Source organism: Parabacteroides bouchesdurhonensis, assembly GCF_900186615.1.
Lineage (GTDB): Bacteria > Bacteroidota > Bacteroidia > Bacteroidales > Tannerellaceae > Parabacteroides > Parabacteroides bouchesdurhonensis.
This window is the reverse complement of the sequence record NZ_LT896588.1, coordinates 560,972-585,304: the sequence shown is the minus strand read 5'-3', so window position 1 is coordinate 585,304 and position 24,333 is coordinate 560,972. Positions and strand designations below refer to the sequence as shown.

Here is a 24,333-nt window from a genome sequence, read left to right as displayed (position 1 = left end):
CAAAATGTTAGAAGTCGAAATAGATAGAAGTTCAGGATTTTGTTTTGGTGTGGTTACTGCTATTGAGAGTGCTGAGCGGGAATTGCACAGTACGGATGCCTTATATTGCTTGGGCGATATTGTACACAATAGTTTGGAGGTGGAACGCCTTCGGGTATTGGGATTACATACTATTGAGCATGAGGAGTTTTCCCGGTTAAAAGGGAAAAAAGTCTTACTCCGTGCTCATGGCGAGCCTCCTTCAACATATCAGATGGCTGAAAGAAACAACATTACTATCATAGATGCGACTTGCCCTGTTGTTTTACAATTACAGAGAAAAATACATAAATGCTATATAGAAACGCGTGCTGAAAATATACAGTTAGTAATTTATGGCAAGAAAGGGCATGCCGAAGTCAATGGATTAGTTGGGCAAACAGAGGGTTCTGCTATTGTAGTAGAGAAAATAGAAGATTTGGATAAACTGGATTTTAATAGGGGAATTTGTCTTTTTTCTCAGACAACAAAATCTCTTGATGGTTTTGAAAAAGTTGTAACTGAAATACAAAAACGTATTTCAAAGGAAGTAACTTTTAAATATTTTGATACGATTTGCCGCCAGGTTGCTAATCGCTTGCCAAATATAAAAGCGTTCGCATCCAGCCATGATTGGGTGTACTTTGTTGCCGGTAAAAAAAGTTCCAATGGGAAAATGTTGTTTGAAGAATGCAGAAAGGCAAATCCCAATTCCCTTTTTATTTCTGAAGTAGAGGAAATTACAGAACCTTTACCGGATGGGGTTAAGCGCGTTGGTGTATGTGGGGCGACATCAACCCCGAAATGGTTGATGGAAATGGTCGCTGACCGTATTAGGGAACTGAATGCGAAGTGATGATAAAAAGATTAAGAAAATATGAAGTTTTGTGGAAAAAGTAAGCAAGTTGCCATTTATTTACTACTTTTGCCGCAAATATTAAAAAGAAAAAGACGCTATGTCTGCAGTTAAGTGTATTGGCATTTTAACGTCCGGTGGTGATGCTCCCGGAATGAACGCTGCCATTCGTGCAGTGACACGTTCCGCTATTTATAACGGAATAGCAGTTAAGGGTATATATCGTGGGTATAAAGGTTTGATAACCGATGAAATTGAAGAGTTCAAAACATCCAATGTAAGTAATATCATTCAGCGTGGCGGTACTATTTTAAAAACAGCCCGTAGTGAAGAATTTAAAACACCAGAAGGTCGTAAACAGGCCTATGATAAATTAAAGGAACACGGCATTGATGCTTTGATTGCCATAGGTGGTGACGGAACTTTGACCGGTGCACGTATTTTTGCACAGGAATTTGATTTTCCGATTATCGGGTTGCCGGGTACTATTGATAATGATTTGTATGGTACAGATGTGACGATTGGCTATGACACTGCATTGAATACTATTATGGAGTGTGTCGATAAAATTCGTGATACAGCTACATCTCATGATCGTTTATTCTTTGTTGAGGTTATGGGACGAGATGCGGGTTTTCTAGCATTGAACGGTGCTATAGCCTCAGGAGCGGAAGCTGCTATAATACCGGAAATTTCTTTGGAAAAAGACCAACTGGCAGAAATGATAGAGACTGGTTTTCGTAAATCTAAAAACAGTAGTATCGTGCTGGTTGCTGAAAGTGAGATAACGGGAGGTGCAATGGGAGTTGCTGAACGTGTGAAAAAAGAGTATCCTCAATTTGATGTACGTGTATCTATTTTAGGACACTTACAACGAGGTGGCTCTCCATCTGCTCAGGATCGTATATTAGCTACTCGTATGGGAGTTGCTGCTATTGATGCTCTGCTGGATGATCAGCGAAATGTAATGATGGGTATCCAGAATGATGAAATAGTTTATGTTCCGTTCTCAAAAGCAATTAAGAATGATAAACCGATTAATCGTGACTTACTGAATACTTTGCGTGTTGCTTCTATTTGATTTATAAAGAGATCATATAAAAATAATCCCCTTGTCTATATCACATAGGCAAGGGGATATTTTTAGGAGAATACTTGTTTATTTATTTTTAGATAACTCATCTAAAAACATATCGATCATCCGTTTTGCTGCTACAAATGAACTCAGTTCATTGTTAAGTACTTGTTTTTCGGTAGCCTCAAGCATGCTTTCTACAGCAGGATTATGATAGAATTTATCTTTTAACGTATCATTAATACTTTCGTACATCCAGTATTTTGCCTGTTCATTCCGTTTACAATAGAAAAATCCGTTTTTCTTGGTAAACTTTATGTACTCGTCTATCATATCCCATATTTCCTTGATGCCTACATTGTAATATCCGGAATAGGTTAAAACTTTGGGAAACCAACCCGATTCAGCAGGAGGAAAAAGGTGCAGGGCGTTACGGAATTGAGCTGCGGCCAGATTGGCTTTATCAATATTATCTCCGTCAGCCTTATTTATAATGATACCGTCAGCCATTTCCATAATACCTCGTTTGATACCTTGCAGTTCATCACCTGTACCTGCCAATTGAATTAAAAGGAAGAAGTCTACCATCGAATGAACAGCTGTTTCGCTTTGACCTACCCCCACTGTTTCTACAAATACAGTGTCAAATCCTGCAGCTTCACATAGAACGATTGTCTCACGTGTTTTTCTGGCAACACCACCTAACGAACCAGCCGATGGAGAAGGACGTATGAATGCGTTCTGTTCTCTGGATAAGGCTTCCATCCTGGTTTTATCTCCTAAAATGCTCCCTTTGGAACGTTCACTGCTGGGATCTATTGCCAATACAGCCAACTTATGTCCATCTTTTATCAGGTGCATTCCAAATACGTCTATGGACGTACTTTTACCTGCTCCGGGAACACCGGTTATACCGATACGTACCGATTTTCCTGCAAAAGGCAAACACTTTTCTATAATTTCCTGTGCCAGTTGTTGATGTTCATGCTTGGCACTCTCTACTAATGTGACAGCTTGGCTTAATATTGTAATGTTCCCTTTTAAGATATTTTCTACATATTCGGAAGGAGTATATTGTTTGCGTTGCAGGCGTTTTTTTAGATAAGGATTAACCGTGGGTACGTCGCTTACTCCTTGATTTACTTTTAATCCTTTATATGTATTGTCATTTTCAGGATGTTCCATGTCAGTAATGTTTAATGAGCCAATTTTATAGTGAACTAATATGCCGGTAAGAATACTAAATCGTTCAATTCTTTAATGGCATATTCAAAGTAGCACCACATTGGCATATTGGTACATTTTATTTTTGTGCTGTTATTTTTATTAATCGTACTGGACCGTTGGGGTCATTACAAACAATATTCACAAGAGTCTCCAGTTTCGTTTTTATTTCTCTGGGACGGAGAGATACTTTAAAAGTCGCCGTTTCTCCCGGTTTTATTTCTTTTTTACCTCCGGACACGTCTAAACGTTCATCATCACAGGATGCACTATAGATAATCAACGTGCTTTTTCCTGTATTGGTAATATCAAACGTTCCGGATACCTTTGCTTTAATTAACGGAATGAAACTTCCTTTTTCCGGAAGTTTACCGAAATCCAATAGGGTACCTGATAGTTGGGCAGTAGGTGTCATTACTTTTTCTGAGGGAGAGAGCTTTGTGAAATTATCTATTAGATTTGCTGCTACTTGAATCTTTCCAGATACCTCTTTTTGACTGATAGCGGATACTTCAACTGGTACTTCTGTTGTTAAACGGCCTTTTTTCTTTGCGGCTTGAGCGTCTAATAAAAACGTCATTTCTCCAGTCTCTCCCGGTTGTAAAGTGGCCGGATGAGTTTCCACCGTCAGGTAATGCGGAACTTTTCCTATATGCACGGTAAGAGAGGTCTTTCCGTCATTTATAATACTGATTTTCTCACCTAATACTTCGTCTGGCCGTACGGTATTGTATAGAATGGTTTTGGAAGTCAACTTTAAATCTCCTATTGAGTAGGGGAATGTGAATACCGGTGTAGCCGGCTTAGGAGTTACATTCCCTTTGATAGCAAGTGTATAACTGCCCTTTTTTCCATTACTGAATATTGAGATTGTTTTATAAAATGGACCAGGTCTGCCTTTCGGATTATAGGTTACTTTTACTTCTCCTGATTTTCCTGCCGCAATCGGTTCTTTGGTCCATTCCGGTTGAGTACATCCGCAGGACGCTGTTACACGGGTAATGACCAACGGACCTTCACCTGTGTTCTTTATTGTAAAAACATGACTGGCTAACCCATCAGCTTCGGCAATATTTCCAAAGTTATAAGTTAACTCGTCAGCATTGATTTTTGCATTGTTCTGCGCTTCAGCTGTTGCGAAAAGCACAGTGCCAATGAAAATGAAAACAATCTGTTTGACGTTCAGCATCTCTTGCTCTGGTTTACTTTTTTATTATTCTACATTACCCCGTATGGTCAAGATATAACTGCCTGTCTTACCATTACTGTAAACAGAAATAGTTTTTGCAAATGGACCAGGTCGTCCGTTTGGGTCGTATGTAACTTTGACATCACCGGTTTTGCCGGGAGCAATCGGTTCTTTTGTCCATTCAGGTGTAGTACATCCGCAGGAAGCAATTACACGGGTAATAACGAGAGGTGCATCTCCTGTATTTGAAATTTGAAAAGTATGAGATACTTTTCCGTTTGCTTCTTTAATATCTCCAAAATCATGAGTTGTAACTTCTGCTGAAATTACAGCTTTCTGTTGTGCAGAAGCTATCCCTGTTGTCAGCAGGATTGCCATAAAAATAAAAATAATCTGTTTCATCTTTCTTTTTATTTAGATGTTGTTCATGGGACAAATATAGAGAATTAATGGTTAATGGCGAACCATTAACCATTAATATTAATTATAGACTGTTATCATATTTCCTTCGGTATGTGATACAAACTCCGGAGCGTAAAGGCATTGAATACTACTAATGCCTCCGGCATATTGACCTTCACGAACTACATAAACAGAATATTCCAATACAAAAGTACCCTGTGGCAAACGGTTGAAAAAGAAATTCTCAGAAACGTCTTTGGGTGATCGGTAGAACCATACTCCATCCCGATATTCTGCCCCGGATAATTGATCTGCCGGTTCAAAACATCCTGCCCTTAAATCTTTTAAAACAACATAATCCATATCCCTGTCATTGCGGATAACCAGACGGACTGTTACCTTATCACCTATGTGAAGTGGTGTTTCTTTACTTACCGGGGTTATCTGCAATCCTTTCCCATTATTACTTTCTATAAATAACTTTTTTTCTACGTTTAGCACTCCCTTTTGCTTGTCAACTTTATTTATGGACTGGAAATACTGATTATAAACAGCTCCCCATGCAGGAGTATTTCCCTTTTTATGGACAGTAATAGTATTCATTGCCGGGCTAATCTCATTTTGAGGAATTACCTCTTTTATATATCCTATAGCCGTATTTCCGTCAGTGGTACTGAATGTTTTTTCACCCCATTGAACGGTACACGTATTATTTTCATTCAACCAATCACTTCCGGTAAGTAATAAGGCATATATTGCATTTATCGTAGAAGGTACAGATTGCCAATTTTGTGTTCGCTTCTGGTTTAATAACCATTGCTTCATTAAATCAGCATCTTTTGTGTTGGGTGAGATTTCGTGGAATACCGCCATTAATAAACAATGGGTATCTATTGCGGACGTGAAATAATTACTGCCAGTACGGTTGTTTGCCCAAAACATACCCTTTTCGTTTGAAATAGTTGCTGTTTTACGTATCCATGAAAGGATTTCTTTTGCTACATCTTTTTTTCCGTTCCGATACATTAATAGGGCTACTTCTCCTTTGTTATATAATGATTCTTTACTCCAACCAGTTGCTGCCTGTGCCGTATAAAAACGGATAGCTTCCCGGGCGCTTCCTAATTCCGGAATATCCCGATAGGCGCTACGGATATATAAATAATCTATTTGTTCTGCCGAAGGTAGGCTGGTTTGCCAATTCTTATTCCATCGTTTCAATTGCTCGTAGTCATTTTGGATACTTTTGTCAAGAAAATTGAGTGCTTTGATTTGCATTCTTTTTTCCTGTTCACCATATTGGACTGCATTCATTTCTACCAGCTGTGTCATCCCTTTTAGTATAGTTAGAGTAATGTTACGACTGCCAGGAAATCCTTTAAACCAGCTCCATCCTCCATCCGGATTTTGTTGTTGTAATATGCGCTGTAAAGCCGCCTCACGTTGTCCTGCGGCCCGATTGAGGTCAAACAATACGGAAAGACGTTGTTTTTGTTCTGTCTCATTATCGGCTGCTAGTACCCAGGGAGTCTCTTCCAATAGGATATTCTTTAATTCCTGATTCTTTTCCAGATTAGATAATAATGTTGAAGCATCACCTCCCTGTGCTGTCCATAAACTGATAACTTTCTGGATACGTGGATGTGTTTGTACAATATGAGTTGCTAATGTGTTGCTATAGTAAGAGGCAAACCAAGACAGAATATTGTCATTATCCGGTTCTGTCAACGTTGGCAATGCTTGAATGGCATACCAGACAGGGTTGGCACTAAGTTCCAATGTATAGCGGAAAGGTTGGATTCCTTTGTTTGGTGATAGATGAATTTGCTTTTCTCCCGAATCAGACAAGTAGAACGGAGTACTTTCCGTAATCAGTAATTGATTGGAAAGTATAGGAATGAGATGCTGTTCTCCATCGCTACCATTATTGGAATCTGCTATAATCCGGCAACCGATCAGATTGATATGTTCCGGAACTGATATTGTCCATTGAGCAGTGGTGATACTGTCAGCCGCCAAGGTAAATGGTTTTTGTGATTTGGTCAGACAAACAACCGGCTGATCGTTTTCCGGATCAAAAGGTTCTAATCTGACACGGCCCGTTATTTCTTTGTCTGATTGGTTAATTATCTGTGTGCTGATTGTTACTTGGTCTCCTTGCCTCATAAAACGTGGCAGATTGGGCAATACCATTAACGGCTTACTGGTGATAACCTCTTTGGATAGATAACCATATTTAAGCCCTTTTGTCTGAGCCAATAACTGTAATTTCCAGGTTGTATTACTTTCCGGCATTGTGAAACTAAATGCGACATCACCCGATGTGTCGGTAACTAATGCGGGATAAAAGAAAGCTGTTTCCGCAAAGTTTTCACGTAACTGAACTTGCTTTTGAGCTTGGGGAACTTCCTCTTCCTGCATAATGTCTGCGTTTGTATCTGTTGATTGAACAACCGATTCTTGCAAAGCGGCATCATCTGCTACCATTAATTCTTCTGCCGGAGCCGGAGCTGATTTCATCATTATTCCGCCGGCCATAGCTCTGTTTCCGTAAACATTATTGAATTGATATCTTCTATTCAATATTCCTTGCCAGTCAAGACGGTCATATTGGAAGTCGGGCACTGTCAGCCATTTAATTTTAGCTGTTTCATATGCCCAATCAGTGCTGAAACCGGTACCTTCTATAAAACGCGGAGCTTGCAATATGTTAAAATAAACAGGCATGAATGACCATTTGAAGGGCATGATCTGATCCAGAGACAGATCATACATACTGGCTAATACCTCTGCGGGTACAGCAACAGAATCGGTGTCCAATATGCGGAATTTCCAGTATTCTTTATTGCCTGGCAATAAATGATCGCGGAAGGTTTCCGTGTGAATAATAAGTTTTTGATCGGCTCTGCTACGTTCTATCGGAACTTGAGTTACATACATCTTTCCTTCTTTGACGAAAGAGAATGATACAACGATACCGTTTCCGTATTCTTCTTTGAATGGGATACGGAAATTCCGATTTTCATTATTCATGTCAATATGCTTTCGTTCAATACACCTGCCATTGTAGAATATTTCGTATAAAATATATGCTTTTTTATCAGAAGTGCCAAAAATAAATGAAGCGTCTTCCCCCGGTACACAGCTCGTTTTTTCTTTGATTAACCATGTATGGCTGAATACAGGAGGGCGTTTGTCTTGCTTACTGTATAAAATAACATCTTGATCTGCTTTTATTTCTTGTCCGAGTTTATCTGTTGTATTTACCTCCAGTCGGTAACGTCCTGATGGAAGTTTGTTAAATACAGATACCGGCAGAGGTTTATTTGTGGAAAAATTACCGGAAATAACTTTTTCCCCTGTTTGATCATTTCCCCGACTTTGTGAATTATCGGATAGTTCATCTGTTAAGGCATAGAGGGTAAATGTCCCGTTTGCATCTGTTTTTTGCCTGTTAATGGTCTGTGCAAATACAGAAACTTTTGCTGAATCTTTATTCATCGTAGACGGCATGTCTATCGATAACAATATACCGGTATCGCCTACAGAGAAAATATAATTCGCTTCCTGGGTTTCTCCCTTGCTGTCTGTTAGGGTAGCAATCACTTCATAGCTTTGGAAGAAAGGACGTCCATTCTCTCCCTTTTCTTTTTGGGGAGTAAAATCAATTGTGAAATTACCTTTATCGTCTAATTGTGCAGTTCCGTTGGCAACTTGTTCTCTCGAATAATTAAAGTAACCGAACATATTTCCTCGAAACCAGAATGGTCTGCTATTGATACGCCAGCTAACTTCTCCGGTTTGCAATGCGATGCCCGAGAATGTTTGCGCTTTTCCTTGAATGACAATAGGATGCCCAAATGCAATCTCCTCTTTTAAAGGTTCTATTTTTACTTCAAAAGTTGGACGTTTGTATTCTTCTACCTGTATAAATGCGCTCGTATTGTTGCAACTAATCGTAAAATTACCGCTTAATACGTTCTTCGGGATCGTAAATTCACCATTAAAAGATCCGAATTCGTTTGTTTTTAATGTCTTGTTTGCTATCTCTTTATTGTTAGCATCACGGAAACTGACAGTGAATGTTTGTCCTGCTAGAATATGTGGATCGTCCACACTTTCTACATAGGCTATGCCTTTAAAAAATACGGTTTGTCCAGGTCGATATATGCCTCGGTCGGTAAATATTGATAGATTCGTTTTTTTCTTATCTTCCGGGCGATAAACTCCTCCGGAATATATATAGGTTGGGAGAGTTTGCGTATCTTCTGCGAATGTAGCCCGGTAAGCTGCTACTTTTTCGTTTGCAGGTATTGACACTAAACCATCCTTGTTGGTTTTTACGGATCCCAAAGTTTTCATATTACCATTTGTTTGGGTATAGTAAGTGATAGTTGCGTCTTTTATGGGTTTTCCGCTTTCATAATCAGTTACCCATATTTCATGTTCACCGGAAGGCAGGTTGCGGTGTACGGTTGCCAAACGAGTGACACTGAAAGTGTTTTGTACTTTAAATTCTCCTGGAATATTGGTTGCTTCTCCTGGAGCTGTTACTACGCATTCATATAATCCTAACTGTTCCATTGGTATTATAAAACTGGTATCAGCTTCAATGTATGGAAGTTGTACAGGTAAAGAATACTCAATTTTTTTTACGAGTTTTCCCAAAGTCTTTTTATTCTGATCTTTTGTCTTAGAATATGAATATATGTTTTCAGGAGAACGTAAGCTTTGATAAATAAATAGAGTGATTTTTGAAATATTCGTGTATTTTATATTGATTTGCATCCCTTTCCCCGGATAAACCGTCTTATTGATTTGTGTATTCAGGCTGGGCTGGGTTAGTTGTTCGATCTTGTTCCTTAAAACATTGGTGCGATTATAATTAGGAAACTCAGCTATACCTTCTTGGCATATATTGTATTGCAATGCTTTTAATGAATCCTGAATATTATTTCTTTCCATATCAAAATAGGGTATTTGTTGCAATAAACCTATTTGGGCAATACGTATTTCATTTGATATATCCTGTCCTGCATATTGTTTCATCAAATTGTCCAGTCCTGCTTCATATTGAGAACGTCCTTGCTCTCTATTTTGACTATATTTATAGTATAAATAAGCCAGTTCGTCTAATAATAAAGCTTTTTTGTTTGGTTGTGTACGACGAAAAGCCAGTAATTCCTGATAGAATGAATCCGAAGGCTGTATGTTTATGGCTCTGAAAATAAGGAAGTCATATAGTGTAGGACGCAATTCGGAAGAACTTTTTCCTACAATTAAAATAGACTTATACTGACTAATGGGAATTTGTTGCAATAAAGGGGCAGGTTTCAAAGAAGCGGTTAATTCTTCTTTTATTTTATTCGTAAATAGGTTAGTAGTCCATTCACGAATATCTTCGGGGATATAACCTTCCAGATTTGTCCTTTGATTGATATTCCATTGATTTTGCTGATAGTAGGTGCTATACATCTCTGCTACCATAGAATGCAACAAAGCTGTAGATGCCGAATCCGAACACGAGTTTATATATGTTTCCACTTCCTGAATCAGTTCAGGGAAAGTGTCGTCATTTTTCTCTAATTGATCCTTCATCTTTGTTATTAAAGATTGAATCAATAAAGGTGTATTTTGTGTTTGAATGGCTTCTTTAATAGCCTTTTGGTTAGTAGAAAGCCTGGCATCGGCGTAAAATACGGCAGCCAATATTCCGCATAGGATCAAGGCTGAGACAACAAATGCTCTTATCTTCATATCTTTTAGTTTTTGATGATTGTAGTTAAAAGTTAGTAAGACTTTCTATCTACTACTAACTAATAACTCTCTACTATTATATATAGATACAAAGAAAGAGCAAAAAGTTGTAAAACGAACGTTAATGTTTACTTTTTACGAGTATAAGTTAAAAAAGTATACGGATAAGGATTTTTGGAATCTGCCGGAAATTCCTGCCGGTCTGTTTCTTCCCATAAATCCCAATTAACTACAGGAAAGAAAGTTGTAGCTTCTTTAAACTCGTGATGAATACGAGTGATATACATTTTATCTGCAATACGAAGGGCTTGTCTGTAAACTAATGCGCCGCCGATAATGAATATTTCATCTTCCTTTTCACAAATATCTAAAGCTGTACCCATTGATTCGCAAGCAAAACAATCAACAAATCCGGCTTCGGGCAGGGTTGTTAATACGACATTTTTTCTGTTTGGAAGCGGATGAGGTAGAGATTCAAAAGTCTTACGTCCCATAATGACGGCATGACCGGTTGTAAGTTCTTTAAAACGTTTCAGGTCTTCTGGCATATGACACAACAGTTGCTGGTCTTTTCCGATTGCACCGTTGTCTGCGATAGCTGCGATGATAGAAATTGTACTCATAAGCTTATCGATTTTATAATATGTTGACTAATTAATCCTTGTTTATAACCGTTAGTCAAACGGCTACTTCTCCTTTAATATGTGGGTGCGGGTCATATCCTGTCAATGTAAAATCCTCATATTTGAAATCGAAGATACTTTTTACATCCGGATTAATTACCATTTCAGGTAATGATTTCGGCTTGCGCGTTAACTGCAATTTTACTTGTTCTATGTGATTGCTGTAGATATGTGCATCTCCAAGCGTGTGAACAAAATCGCCGGCTTTCAATCCGGTTACCTGTGCTACCATTTGTAATAACAATGCATATGACGCTATGTTGAAAGGAACTCCTAAAAAAATATCGGCACTGCGTTGATATAGTTGCAGACTTAACCTTCCGTTTGCTACATAAAATTGAAAGAATGTATGGCATGGAGGAAGGTTCATGTTATTTAAATCTGCTACATTCCATGCGCTTACAATAATACGACGGGAATCCGGATTATGTTTGATTGTTTCAATAGCTTCACTGATTTGATCTATAGAACCTCCGTTATAATCTGGCCATGAACGCCATTGGTATCCGTAAATGTGTCCTAAGTCTCCATTTGCATCAGCCCATTCGTTCCAGATACGTACACCATGTTCTTGCAGGTATTTTACATTGGTATCTCCATTTAAGAACCATAATAGTTCATATATAATGGATTTCAAGTGTAATTTTTTTGTTGTAAGCAGCGGGAAACCTTCTTCCATATTAAAGCGCATCTGATGACCGAATACGCTGATTGTACCAGTTCCTGTGCGGTCTTCTTTCTTAGCTCCTTCGGCGAGCACACGCTCGAGTAATGCCAAATATTGTTTCATCCTTACTGTTATCTTTGGCTGGCAAAGGTACAAAAGTGTATTGTATTTATCAAATAAAGTATATCTTTGTAAGATAATAAAATGTAAGAAAATCACTTTAATTCTTAAGTAAAATGAAAAGACTATGTATGGCTGTCATGGCAATTTGTGTGTTATTGTCATGTAGTGAGAAGAAAGAGGATACTACTCTTTCAGGATTAAAACAATCTGATTTTATATCAGAAGTAGATGGAAAACCTACTGCTTTATATGTTCTGAAAAACAAAAATGGCGCTGAAGCATGTGTGACAAATTATGGAGGTCGTCTGGTTTCTGTGATGGTCCCTGATAAGAACGGTAAAATGACAGATGTTGTTTTAGGATATGACAACATTGCTGACTATATTGCTTCAGACGGCAACTTCGGTGCTTTGATAGGACGTTACGGAAATCGCATTGCCCAAGGTAAATTTACATTGGATGGAGTAGAATATGAATTACCTCATAATGATAACGGACATTGTTTGCACGGAGGTCCTGAAGGTTATCATGCTGTAATGTGGGATGCTAAACAAATCAATGGCCAGTCTGTGGAGCTTACTCGTGTTTCTAAAGATGGAGAAGCCGGATTCCCGGGTAATTTGGATATAAAAGTAACATATACATTGACCGATGATAATGCTGTAGATATTAAATATGAAGCAACAACGGATAAACCGACTGTCGTAAATCTGACAAATCATAGTTATTTTAATTTATCGGGTGTTCCGGGTTCACAAATACTGGATCAGGAAATAATGATTAATGCTGATAAATATACACCTGTGGATGATCTGTTGATTCCTACTTCCGTTATCGACCCGGTTGAAAATACGCTGTTAGATCTTCGACAACCAGTGGCAATTGGTGCCCACATCAACGAATCGTTCGACCAGTTGGTAAAAGGTGGCGGATATGATATGAATTGGGTACTGAATACGAATGGCGATATAAATACTTTGGCTGCTAAGGCTTACAGCCCGATAAGTGGTATCGGTTTGGAAGTTTATACAAATGAACCGGGCATACAGTTTTATACAGGTAATTTTATGAGTGGACAAGACAAAGGAAAACATGGCGTTTTGTATCTTCACAGAGGAGCATTTTGTTTGGAAACACAACATTATCCTGACTCCCCTAATCAGCCTTCTTTCCCAAGTGTTGTACTTCGTCCGGGCGAAAAATACATGAGTCATTGTATTTATAAATTTATAGTGAATAAATAAATGATCCCGATGATTTACTAAAAAGATCCCGATGATTTTTTGAAATCATCGGGATCTTTTGTTAGAAACAATGCTGTACTTATATAGATAAAGTAGAACAGGTCGTAAATATTTCTTTGTTCACGTATTTGATATTTCTTATGAATAAATAGATTTCATTATTTTTCGTTATCTTTGCCCTCTCTGATAAGATGTGGATCTTTGATTTTCCGCGTCTATTGAGTAGAATACGATAAAGCGTTTAAGATATTATCTTTGGAACTGAAAATCGCCAAGTTTCAAGTCGGACAGAGATAATAGGCAATAAGCGCTCACCCCTTTGTTATATACATTACGATGTATGATAATATAGGGCGTGGGGCTTTTGTTTATTATTTGTCCGATGGGTGTTTGGCGATGCCTCAGTTTCGAATAGTAGATTAATAGTTCCCACGCTTTTTTATTTACTAATTCGCCAAACGAGGGACTGGGTGGCTTTTACTAAGCTCTATGAAGTTAACAGATGAACAACGTATTGCAGTATGTCGTATTTTATTGGATGTTGTAGGGGAAGAAGGTAGTAATGTTTCGGTCGATAATTCATGTCATTACCTTGTATTATGTGAGAAAATCCAATTGAAACAAGAAGATTATTTTGCTGCTTCCAGAATGACTGTATTGTCAAGTCTGGCTATTGTTAGGGATATACACTACCAATTGAAAATGCTTATAGGTATGGTTGTGCATGATCTTTATTCACAAAATGAAAGAATTACAGTTAGGCAACGTATAGCTTTCAGTATTTTAATGAACGCAATTGATTGGCCGATTTCGTTTTCAGAAATCAGTTCTTTATCATAAGAGGCTCCTCTTATAAGAACAAATTATAATTTGTTCTTAATACCTTAAATTCTGTTCTGCGATTTATTTGATCCGCTATTTCTTGTTGTTCAGGTGGAAGGGCAGAGATAAACTCCTCTGTTAAGACATCTCCTTCTTTTAGGAATTCGAATTGTTTTGCCATTTTTTTGTTGATAATTTTGGGGACACTTTTACCATACCCTTTTGCTTCCAGACGGTCTTTGGCTATACCTCCGGCAATCAGATAATCAACAACAGACTGGGCGCGACGTTGAGCCAGGCGTTCATTATATTGTTCCGTTCCTTTGCGATCTGTATGCGCACCCAGTTCGATAGTAACATTCGGATTGTCATTTAACATCTTAATCATTTCATCCAAAGCCTTCTTCGATTCAGGCCGGAGAGTTGCTTTATCGAAATCATAAAATATATTTTCTATAACGACCGGTTTGCTGATGGGAGAGAGGAAGAAGTCTACGATATACGTTTCATTCTTTTCTTCAGGACTGGTTCTCAGTTCATAGTTTTGATTCAAATAACCTCGTGCACTTGCCATCATAACATAGCGAATATCTCGTTCCAGTTCCACTTTATATGAACCATCCTTTTTGGCGGGTACTTTTACATTCAGTCCGTCTTTTCCTACAATACGAATAGTGGCATCTTCTATGGGATATTCATCTACGTCATTTACAATGCCTTCTATGAAAATAGTGATGGTTGGTAATTCAAAAGAATAAATATGGTCGAAACCACGTGCATCATTACGGTTGGAGCTGAAAAAACCTTTTTCTTCTTTCCCTGCGAAAGTAATGCCGAAATCGTCAGCCATTGAATTAATAGGAGCACCCACATTTTCAATATTCCATTTCCCGGTACTGTCTAATGTTGCCTTAAATATATCCAAACCGCCCATACCTGGATGTCCGTTGGAGGCAAAGAAAAGGGTGACAGAGTCTCTTACATAAGGGAACATTTCATCTCCGGGTGTGTTTATTTCCGGTCCGAGATTTTCCATTGGTCCAAAATCATTACCGGCGATACGGGCACGGAATAAATCTTTTCCTCCAAATCCTCCTACGGCGTCGGATACAAAATACAGATATTTCCCGTCTGGTGATACTGCCGGATGTCCAAGTGCCGTAACCGAATCTTTTACGATAGTGGCACGCGTGCCTTTTCCCCATTTAGCACTGCTTCGGCTGGATATATAGATTTCCGATGTGCGAGGTCCTTCCGGATCTTGTGAACAGTAAGTATAATACATTGTATTTCCGTCAGGAGAAAAAGAAGTAGTACCTTCGTCAAATTCTGTATTTACTTCGTCTTCAAGTTCTACCGGGGCTAACCATGCTCCTTTTTCATCTTGTTTTACAAGGAACAGATTATTGTTGTTTTGTCCCGTAATAGCACTTATTTTCGCGTCTTTGTCTTTAGTACGTGAAGACGTGAAATAAAGTTGATCGTATTTATCTCCTGCCAGCATTGGACTGAACTCTCCACGACGGGAATTAAATTTGTCCATTCTTTTCACTGTATAACGTGTAGGATTATTTTTCCATACCGGGGCAAGTTCACAACCTTTTATGCCGTTTTGGGCAAGAATATTGTCCGGATTAGTTGTTAAATAGTCGCTGTAATATTTGACTGCATCAGCGTACTTTCCGCTTTTTTGTAACATCTGTCCTAAACGCAAGTTAACCGTGCTGTCGGGGTAATTATAACGTAAAGCGTTCATGTATGCGCTGGTTGCCCGCGGGGTGTTATTTATGAGGCGGTTGCAATCAGCCATACGATAGGCAATGTAGCCTCGCAGATCTCTCTTTTGGGGAGATGTCTTGGTATATACCTTACGATAGATACCGGCAGCTTCGAAATATTCGCCGATACGTTGCTTTTCTTCCGCATCACTTAGTTTAGCCGATTTACAAGAGTAAAAAAAAGATGCTGCCAATAGCAAAAATATGTAGGTTGTGAAATGCTGTTTCATCTAAATTTGTCAATAACTGTGCAAATATAACGGATGCTGGGATATGTTATTGTATTCCAATGAAAAGTTCTGGTGTGAAACTCAATAGTTTCCCTTGATTTAGGGAAATAGTAGCGAACTATCCCCGTAACTTAAAAAACGGAAATCATGTTTCAATGCGTAATCATAGATCAATTTCCAGTTTCCTTTCACGAATGCGGAGATTAACAGGAGCAATGTGCTTTTCGGTTGATGGAAATTAGTGACAATTCCTTTTACAAGCTTGAACTCATAACCTGGAGCGATGATGATTTGGGTTGCGGTAACCAGCTTATCCGCTTGGTGTTTGTCAAGATAATCCAGTATATTCTGCAAAGCCTCTTCCGGTGATAAACGGTTGTTGTCCATTTCGTAAGGCATCCATTGTTTGACGATAAGTTCGTCGGATGTTGCTTCCGGATTGTTAGCTAAGGTAACACCCATATAATACAGGCTTTCTATCGTTCTGACGGAGGTTGTTCCTACTGCTATTATTTTACCTGAATTATTCTTTATCTTTTCAATGGAATTACGATGTACGGATATGAATTCCGTGTGCATTTCATGCCCTTCTATTGTATCACTTTTAACCGGTTTAAAAGTCCCGGCGCCTACGTGTAATGTTACTTCTTCACGGCCGATACCGTGTGCGTCAATATCTGCCAGGACTTCCGGCGTGAAATGTAATCCGGCAGTCGGAGCAGCAACGGAGCCTTTTATTTTGGAATAAACCGTTTGATATGTCTGCAAATCGCTTTTTTCCGTTTCTCTATGCAAATAAGGCGGGATTGGTAATACTCCGGTGGCATCCAGCAACTCTGCAAAAGTGTAAGAAGGGTTATCCCATGTAAATTCAATCAGATGGCTATCTCCACACGTATGTTTTTTCTCTGCATTCAACCTTATTGAAGTTTCGTTGATAATAACGGTCTTGCTAAGAATCCCTTCTTTCCATTTCTTTAGATTACCGACCAGGCAAGTCCAGCTACAACGTTCTGTTTGTTGGAATACTAAGGCATAATCATGCGGTTCTACCGGTTCCAAACAAAATATTTCTATTTTGGCTCCTGTTTCTTTCTGGAATAGAAGTCGTGCTTGTATTACACGGGTATTGTTAAATACCATCAAAGAACCTTGAGGCAAGTAATCTGTAATGTGTTTGAAGATGCTTTCGCTAACTTCACCGTTGCGGTATAGCAGGAGTTTGGACTCATCCCGCTTTGCTAACGGGAATTTAGCGATTCGCTCGTCTGGCAGCGAATAATTGTAATCTTCGATGCGTATATGTTGAGTTTTTGTTGTCATTGCTTTAATATCTGCGCAAAATTAATGAACTTTGTCCACATAATAAACAATAGGTAAAAGATATGAGTATTAAAATCGGTGATAAAGTACGTTTTCTGAATAGTGTAGGAGGAGGAATTGTCCGTTGCTTTAGAGGTAAAGATCAGATATTGGTGGAAGACGAGGACGGGTTTGAAGTTCCTGCTCTTATTCGGGAAGTGGTGGTTGTAGGTGAAGGAAATATGCAGGTGCATAGTTCTAATAAGCCCAAGGTTCAAGTGCCGGTAGATGTACCAGTATCCAAACCGGAACCGGAAGAAAAAATAAAAGAAACACCGGAAGGCGAGCGCTTGAATCTTTATTTGGCTTATTTGCCGGTAGATCCGAAATCTATCCAGCAAACAGGCTATGAAGCCTACTTTGTGAATGATAGTAACTATTTTCTATTCGTTAATTATATGAGCCGTTTAAATAATAGCTGGATAAGCCGTTATAATGGATTGATTGAACCGAATACCAAAATATTTATGGAAGAATTCGGAAAGCATGATCTGAATGATTTGGAACGCCTTTGTGTACAGCTCATCGCTTTCAAGAAAGATAAACCTTATTCTTTAAAAAATGCTGCGTCTGTAGAGCTTCGGCTAGATATTGTTAAATTCTATAAGTTGCATTGTTTTATGGAAAATGACTATTTTGAAGACGATGCTCTTTTGTACCCGATAATACGTGCTGACTTGCCGGAAAAAGAACTTCTTGTATCAGCAACCGAATTGCAGGAGGCTATGCAGCAGAAAGTACGTGACGATCGTCGTACTCCGCAAACGATCCTGAAAAAGAAAGAAAATAATAGTTCCGTGCTGGAAATAGATTTGCACATTCACGAACTATTGGATAATACGAACGGATTGAGTAATGCGGATATGTTGAACTATCAACTTGAAAAATTCCATGAAGTATTAGCTCAATATGCTAATCATAAAGGACAAAAAATTGTTTTTATACACGGTAAAGGCGACGGCGTTCTTCGTAAGTCAATAGAAAAGGAGTTGAAAACCCGTTATAAACAATATTATTATCAGGATGCTTCTTTTCGTGAATACGGTTTTGGAGCTACAATGGTAACTATAAAATAATGGCAACGGAGATTGAACGGAAGTTTCTTGTAGCTGGCGATTTTAGTAAGGAGATTTACAGCTCTCAGCGTATTGTGCAGGGGTATATCTGTTCTCTGCCGGGACGTACGGTCCGTGTGCGCATCAGAGGGGAAGAGGGCTTCCTGACAATTAAAGGAGCTTCTGATGAAAAAGGGCTGAGCCGTTATGAGTTTGAACAGAAAATACCGTTGAAAGATGCCGAACAATTATTGACTCTTTGTGAGCCGGGTGTTATTGATAAAATACGTCATTTAATTAAAGCAGGAGAACACACATGGGAAGTGGATGTGTTTCATGGTGCTAATGAAGGGCTTGTTATAGCTGAAATTGAATTGACGTCCGAAGATGAACCCTTTGAAAAACCGGATTGGCTGGGACAGGAGGTTAGTGGTGATCGCCGTTATTATAATTCAATGCTTATCAAGCATCCATATACACAATGGGATAATAACTAAACAATGATACATATTATGATGAAAAAAGTATTCTTTTTGATAATAGCTGTTGCTTTTTCACTTCCTGTGGTAGCTGATGAAGGGATGTGGTTGCTTCCGCTATTAAAGCAACAGAAATTCCCGGAAATGAAAGAACTGGGATTGAAGTTACAGGATTATGATATTTATAGCCCGGACTCAGCCTCATTAAAAGATGCGGTTGTTATTTTTGGAGGTGGTTGTACGGGAGAAATTGTTTCGCCGGATGGTCTTTTGCTTACCAACCATCATTGTGGGTATGGAAGTATCCAACAACATAGCACATTGGAACATGATTATCTGACAGACGGTTTTTGGGCGGCTACCCGTGATCAGGAGTTACCTAATCCGGGACTTACCGTTACTTTTATTGATAAAATTGAAGATGTAACTGATTATGTGCTGAAAAATTTAGAAATGGATACCGACCCTACTAGCATGAATTTCTTGTCTCCTAAGTATTTGAATGGCTTGGCCAAAGAAAAAGCAGGAGAGAAATTTTTGCAGGATAATCCGGGAATGGAAGTAGAGATAAAAGCTTTTTATGGTGGCAACAAGTATTATATGTTCACTAAGAAAATCTATTCGGATGTTCGTTTGGTAGGTACACCTCCTTCGTCTATTGGTAAATTTGGTGCAGATACTGATAATTGGATGTGGCCGCGGCATACGGGCGATTTTTCAGTGTTCCGTGTCTATGCCGATGCAAATGGAAATCCGGCTCCTTATTCGGAGACGAATGTACCTCTTCGCCCGAAACGATGGTTTAAGATTTCGCTAAAAGGCGTGCAAGAAAATGATTTTGCGATGATGATGGGATTTCCCGGACGTACAAACAAATATTATACCTCTTGGGAAGTGGCCGAACGCCGTGATATAGATAATGATGTACGTATTAATATTCGTAATCTTCGTCAACAGGTGATGTTGGATGAGATGCTAAAGAATCCGGAAATTCGTATTCAATATTCCAGTAAATATGCAAGTTCAGCCAATGCGTATAAGAATGCGATCGGTAGCAATTGGGCGATAAACAAACGTAATTTTGAACAGGTAAAAAGAGAAGAACAAGACCGTTTGATAGAATGGTCAAATCTTAATAATGAATCTGCTTATCCGGAAGCTTTGTTAACGTTGGAACAAATTGTTTCCGATCGGAAAGATTTACGTTTTCGTCGTTGGATGCTTGATGAGGCGTTGGTGCGCGGAATAGAGTTTTCAGGGGTTCCAACTGATGTTAAACAAATGTGTGACGCTTTGAATGGTAAAGACCGTGCAGAACAACAAAAGCAATTGTTGCTCCTGGAAAGAGCCTATTTGCGTTTTGCTGATAAGAATTATTCGCCGGAAGTGGATAAAAAGATAGCCAAAGTAATGCTGAAAGAATATCGTCGTCTGGTTGCTCCCAAAGCCCAGCCTGATTATTTTTCCATTATTGATAAGAAATTCAAAGGTAATGTGGACCGGTTTGTGGATTTTATTTTTGAAAAATCTATATTCGGTAGTGAATCTAATTTTAATAATTTCAAAGCACATCCGTCAGTAAAAGCGTTAGAAGAAGATCCTATGATTCTTTTTGCGAAATCGATTCAGAAAGAAAAGGCGGTGTTGACTGAAGCATTGAAAGATTTTGATGATAGTTACAATCTGGCACATCGTACATATGTAAAGGGATTGCTTGCTATGTATAAGGATAAAGCTAATTTCCCGGATGCCAATTTTACGTTGCGTCTTACTTATGGACAGGTGAAGGGCTATAGTCCTCGTGATTGTGATTATTATGGTTGCCAAACGACTTTGGATGGTGTGATGGAGAAAGAAGATTCGACAAACTGGGAGTTTGTTGTCCCTGCCCGTCTGAAAGAATTGTATAACATAAAAGACTTTGGCCGTTACGGAATGGCGGATGGAAAAATGCCGGTTGCTTTTAGTGCGACTACACACACAACCGGCGGTAATTCCGGCAGTCCGGTGTTGAATGCACAGGGAGAACTGATCGGTATCAATTTTGATCGAAATTGGGAAGGCGTTGGCGGAGATATTCAATACTTGCCGGATTATCAGCGTAGTATTATTGTGGATATCCGGTATGTTCTTTTTATTATGGATAAATATGCTAATGCGAGCTATCTGTTAAACGAAATGGATTTGGTAGAGTAAAAATAGAAGAAGCTGGTATGATTGTGAAGACTACGCGATTGTTTATATGTATATTTCTGGCGGCTACATGGTTGCTTCTTAGTTGCAATAAGCCATCCAGCCGTCAGGTGATTGACGATGTCTTCAAACTGGTATATGTACAACCCGACAGTGCAGCTTGGTTACTGGAAAACAAGATCATACCAGCTTCTTTAACCGATAGCGATAAGGCGGATTACTGGTATTTGCTGACATTAAGTCATCTTCAAACACGACGAAGTACTATTAACGATTCGTTGATCTCCTATTCCGTACAATACTATAAAGATCATAACCGTTACGATCTTTTGTATTATGCCTGCCGTTTTGCCCATTGGCAAGCGAGGGATAAAAAGGCAAAAGAGAATTTTCTGCAAGATGCTGTTGCCGAAGCTGAACGGCTTGGGGATCAAACGAAAATGTCCAATGCTTATGAAATGCAGGTCTATTATTATTATGGAGAAAGGAGATATCCTGAAGTGATAGATGCTTGTAGGAGGTGGGAAGCAGTCGATACAGTTAGAAAAGCGGATGCATGGTACATGTTAGGATTGAATTATGGTCGGATGGGATGCGAAGATTCTTCTTTATATTATCTGGCTCAGGCTGCTGAGATTGCCAGACATATGGAAAGGCCTGGTGCGGGGCATTATTTGCGTAACTATATAGATGAGCTTGCTAGAACAAATCCCCAAAAAGCATTGGAAATCTATCATTTGTTACAACAAAGGTATCCGGGAAAATATACCAATACTGCTTTAGGGATATGGATGGGATTGGGACAAAAGGATTCTGTTGAGTATTATCTCTCTTTGATGGAAAACGGGGATATGATTGATAAAAATCCCTGGTATATTACCCGCAATGTGATGACGAAAGCGCGTCGTGCTTATTGGCAAGCTAAAAATGGAGATTCTTTTGACATACGTGACCTGGCACAATTTGTAGACTCTACTTCTCTTGCTGCTATAGAGTTGATTCGCGATGAGAAAGAACGTCTCTTTATGCAAAATAAATTGGAGCAAAACAATCAACGGGTGGAATCGAAGCGGCAACAAATGTTGATGCTTCTTCTTGCCTTATTATTTGTTTTTACAGTAGCAGCTAGTATTTCCATCTTTTATATTCGGAACCGTCGGGAAAAACTTTTAGCGACGGAGGAAGCACTTGATGCTTTGCGCCAGTTACTATGGGAAACAACGATTGGTCGTAAAGACATTAAAGATGATCAATCTTCCATACCGGACAGTCGTTTCTTCAAGAAAGTTTTGCTCCAGCAATTGGGCATTATCCGTTTGGTCGCCACTTCACCGACAGAGCAGAATAAGGAGCTTCTGCAGCAAATGGCAAGTATTGCCAATGATGAAATTCCGACGGAGTCATTGCTTGTCTGGAAAGATTTGTATCCTATTGTCGATACTGTATACGATAATTTTTATACCCGGTTGAAAGTGCTGGCCGCTGGGCGTTTGTCGGAAAAAGAACTACAGCTTTGTTGTCTGCTTCGTGCCGGTTTCTCAACCAAAGAGATCAGTGTTGTGACACAGCAGAGTGTCCGCACAATCTACCAGCGCAAGACTAATATCCGGCATGCGTTAGGCATGAATGAAAAAGATGATATAGTTTCCTTTATTGAATATTCCGGGGAGGCCTCTTCGGTTGTATCCTCCTTTCCTGACAACATATAAATATAAAAATACCTGATATAAACTTTTGAGAAAAGATGACGTTTTAAGTTGTTGAAAACTGGAATGTTATGAATTTGTCTGCACTTTAATTACTCCTTCATATAAATCGATCCAATGCAGGTTTTAGGTTACTTTTACTCAAACGATTTACTTTATAAAAAAACATAGTTATGAAAAATCTATTTTGCTTAATTATTTTATTTTGTTTCAGTTTATTGTTGTCATGTACAACGAGTCAAAATAAAAACGGTAACGATAAGCCTCAACATTTTGTCGTAGATATTAAGGGTAATTCAGATCCTGAATTATTAAAGAAAACTATGGCAAATATAGAAGCTCGATTAGTTTCGTTGGATACAATGGATAGCATATTGTTTAAAGGTAGTGCTTCAGATTTGTATGTAGTGGATGATTTTATATTTGTTGTAGATAAATCGCAAAAAGTAATTTTACGATACGATCGACAAGGAAAATTTATTAATAAGATAGATAGAGTTGGCCAAGGCCCGGAAGAATATGCTTTTTTAAGAGATGTATTTATATCTGAAACTTATATTTACGTCAGCAATGAGGCAAAGATTCAAGTCTATGATTTTGATGGCAATTATTTAAAAACCATTGTGCCTCCCCAAAATGGAGGAGATCAATTTTATGTAGGTTCGGACGATAAAATAGTACAAGTTCGTACATATCTGAGTGATCATCAACTGATGATTTATGATATGAATGGGCAACTTATCTCAGAGTATTTCCCCACTCCGAAAGTTCTGCTTGATTTTTATTTATTACAAAGCAATTTTCGTACGATTGGAAGTTACAAGGATGGCGTATATGTTTCTAAATATTTCGATACAAATATTTATTTGTTTAAAGATAGTATCACAACTTTGGCAACGTTTGATTTTGGTAATATGAATATGCCTAAGAATTTTTTCGAAGGAACTACAGAAGAAGTATGTTTAAGGTATGCTAAAATAAGGGAGAAAAGCGAAGCTGTTCTCAATTTTGATAATTTGATAGTAACAGACAATTGGATTATATTCAATCCGCCTTTATTTACCCCCAAAGTCGTGGTGTATTGTAATCGGAATAATGGAAAATGTCTGATTAATAAAGATTTTAAAGGTCCATATGCTACAATTCTGGGGAGTTACTATGCTCCTGATGGTTACGATCAAAAAAATGGTGAATTTTATAAATTGGTAAATGTCTTTACATTAAAAGAAATTATTGAAGATTTGAAACAATCTGATGATCGTTATTTAGAGAAATATCCTTTCTTGAATGGAATAGATCCATACAAAATAGAAGAAGAAGCTAATGATTGGGTTCTTTTCTTTAAAATAGGATAAAGAGAAGAACGTATTATGATAAAAAAGAGTATGGACTTTTAATAGAAAGGTCAATAATGCTGATAACGAATCCGGAATACTGGATAGCAGGAAGTAATTGCAGTTTTATTTCGGA

General features: G+C 38.5%; 17 protein-coding genes. 9 read left to right on the top strand and 8 right to left on the bottom strand.

Going from position 1 to position 24,333, the window contains the following annotated elements:
* The first annotated feature begins 4 nt into the window (after window positions 1-4).
* Window positions 5-874, top strand: coding sequence for a 4-hydroxy-3-methylbut-2-enyl diphosphate reductase (locus C1721_RS02535; RefSeq protein ID WP_102406899.1), 870 nt, complete (start codon window positions 5-7; stop codon window positions 872-874).
* Window positions 875-974: 100 nt separating this feature from the next.
* Window positions 975-1,955: a 6-phosphofructokinase gene (gene pfkA / locus C1721_RS02530; protein ID WP_102406897.1), complete on the top strand. Its 981-nt coding sequence runs from the start codon at window positions 975-977 to the stop codon at window positions 1,953-1,955.
* Window positions 1,956-2,033: 78 nt separating this feature from the next.
* On the opposite strand, the gene meaB is transcribed toward pfkA, so the two are convergent.
* From meaB to C1721_RS02500, 6 genes are all read right to left on the bottom strand, one after another.
* Window positions 2,034-3,134: a methylmalonyl Co-A mutase-associated GTPase MeaB gene (meaB, locus tag C1721_RS02525; protein WP_102406895.1), complete on the bottom strand. Its 1,101-nt coding sequence runs from the start codon at window positions 3,132-3,134 to the stop codon at window positions 2,034-2,036.
* Between the two features lie 118 nt (window positions 3,135-3,252).
* Window positions 3,253-4,362, bottom strand: a complete 1,110-nt coding sequence (locus tag C1721_RS02520; RefSeq protein ID WP_102406893.1) for a DUF1573 domain-containing protein — start codon at window positions 4,360-4,362, stop codon at window positions 3,253-3,255.
* Between the two features lie 24 nt (window positions 4,363-4,386).
* The gene (locus C1721_RS02515) at window positions 4,387-4,764 is read right to left on the bottom strand and encodes a DUF1573 domain-containing protein (protein ID WP_102406891.1); all 378 of its coding nucleotides are present in this window, start codon (window positions 4,762-4,764) and stop codon (window positions 4,387-4,389) included.
* A 78-nt stretch (window positions 4,765-4,842) separates the two neighbouring features.
* On the bottom strand, window positions 4,843-10,521 hold the full coding sequence (locus C1721_RS02510) for an alpha-2-macroglobulin family protein (protein WP_102406889.1): 5,679 nt from the start codon (window positions 10,519-10,521) through the stop codon (window positions 4,843-4,845).
* 128 nt (window positions 10,522-10,649) lie between these two features.
* The gene (locus tag C1721_RS02505; protein WP_102406887.1) at window positions 10,650-11,144 is read right to left on the bottom strand and encodes a dihydrofolate reductase; all 495 of its coding nucleotides are present in this window, start codon (window positions 11,142-11,144) and stop codon (window positions 10,650-10,652) included.
* 55 nt (window positions 11,145-11,199) lie between these two features.
* Entirely contained in the window at window positions 11,200-11,994 is a 795-nt protein-coding gene (locus C1721_RS02500) for a thymidylate synthase (RefSeq protein WP_102406885.1), read from the bottom strand.
* Window positions 11,995-12,107: 113 nt separating this feature from the next.
* Here C1721_RS02500 and C1721_RS02495 point away from each other — a divergent pair, with 113 nt between their 5' ends.
* Window positions 12,108-13,238: an aldose epimerase family protein gene (locus tag C1721_RS02495; protein WP_102406883.1), complete on the top strand. Its 1,131-nt coding sequence runs from the start codon at window positions 12,108-12,110 to the stop codon at window positions 13,236-13,238.
* 489 nt (window positions 13,239-13,727) lie between these two features.
* Entirely contained in the window at window positions 13,728-14,078 is a 351-nt protein-coding gene (locus C1721_RS02490) for a hypothetical protein (protein WP_102406881.1), read from the top strand.
* A gap of 10 nt (window positions 14,079-14,088) precedes the next feature.
* Here C1721_RS02490 and porE read toward each other — a convergent pair whose 3' ends face one another.
* Complete coding sequence (porE, locus tag C1721_RS02485) at window positions 14,089-16,068, bottom strand: PorE family type IX secretion system protein (RefSeq protein ID WP_102406879.1); 1,980 nt, start codon at window positions 16,066-16,068, stop codon at window positions 14,089-14,091.
* A 99-nt stretch (window positions 16,069-16,167) separates the two neighbouring features.
* Window positions 16,168-17,391: an S-adenosylmethionine:tRNA ribosyltransferase-isomerase gene (locus C1721_RS02480; RefSeq protein WP_102406877.1), complete on the bottom strand. Its 1,224-nt coding sequence runs from the start codon at window positions 17,389-17,391 to the stop codon at window positions 16,168-16,170.
* A 62-nt stretch (window positions 17,392-17,453) separates the two neighbouring features.
* Here C1721_RS02480 and C1721_RS02475 point away from each other — a divergent pair, with 62 nt between their 5' ends.
* The 5 genes from C1721_RS02475 to C1721_RS02455 all read left to right on the top strand — a co-directional run bounded on the left by C1721_RS02475 (window position 17,454) and on the right by C1721_RS02455 (window position 24,218).
* Window positions 17,454-18,506, top strand: coding sequence for a DUF2027 domain-containing protein (locus C1721_RS02475; protein WP_102406875.1), 1,053 nt, complete (start codon window positions 17,454-17,456; stop codon window positions 18,504-18,506).
* Window positions 18,506-18,982, top strand: a complete 477-nt coding sequence (locus tag C1721_RS02470; RefSeq protein ID WP_102406873.1) for a CYTH domain-containing protein — start codon at window positions 18,506-18,508, stop codon at window positions 18,980-18,982. Before C1721_RS02475 ends, C1721_RS02470 begins: the two co-directional genes overlap by 1 nt.
* Before the next feature lie 18 nt (window positions 18,983-19,000).
* Window positions 19,001-21,160 (top strand): S46 family peptidase, encoded by a 2,160-nt coding sequence (locus C1721_RS02465; protein WP_102409200.1) that lies wholly within the window; start codon window positions 19,001-19,003, stop codon window positions 21,158-21,160.
* A 17-nt stretch (window positions 21,161-21,177) separates the two neighbouring features.
* Window positions 21,178-22,866 carry a helix-turn-helix transcriptional regulator gene (locus C1721_RS02460; RefSeq protein ID WP_102406871.1) on the top strand — a complete coding sequence of 563 codons (1,689 nt, stop codon included), beginning with the start codon at window positions 21,178-21,180 and terminating at the stop codon, window positions 22,864-22,866.
* Between the two features lie 170 nt (window positions 22,867-23,036).
* Complete coding sequence (locus tag C1721_RS02455; protein WP_102406869.1) at window positions 23,037-24,218, top strand: 6-bladed beta-propeller; 1,182 nt, start codon at window positions 23,037-23,039, stop codon at window positions 24,216-24,218.
* The last annotated feature ends 115 nt before the right edge of the window (window positions 24,219-24,333 follow it).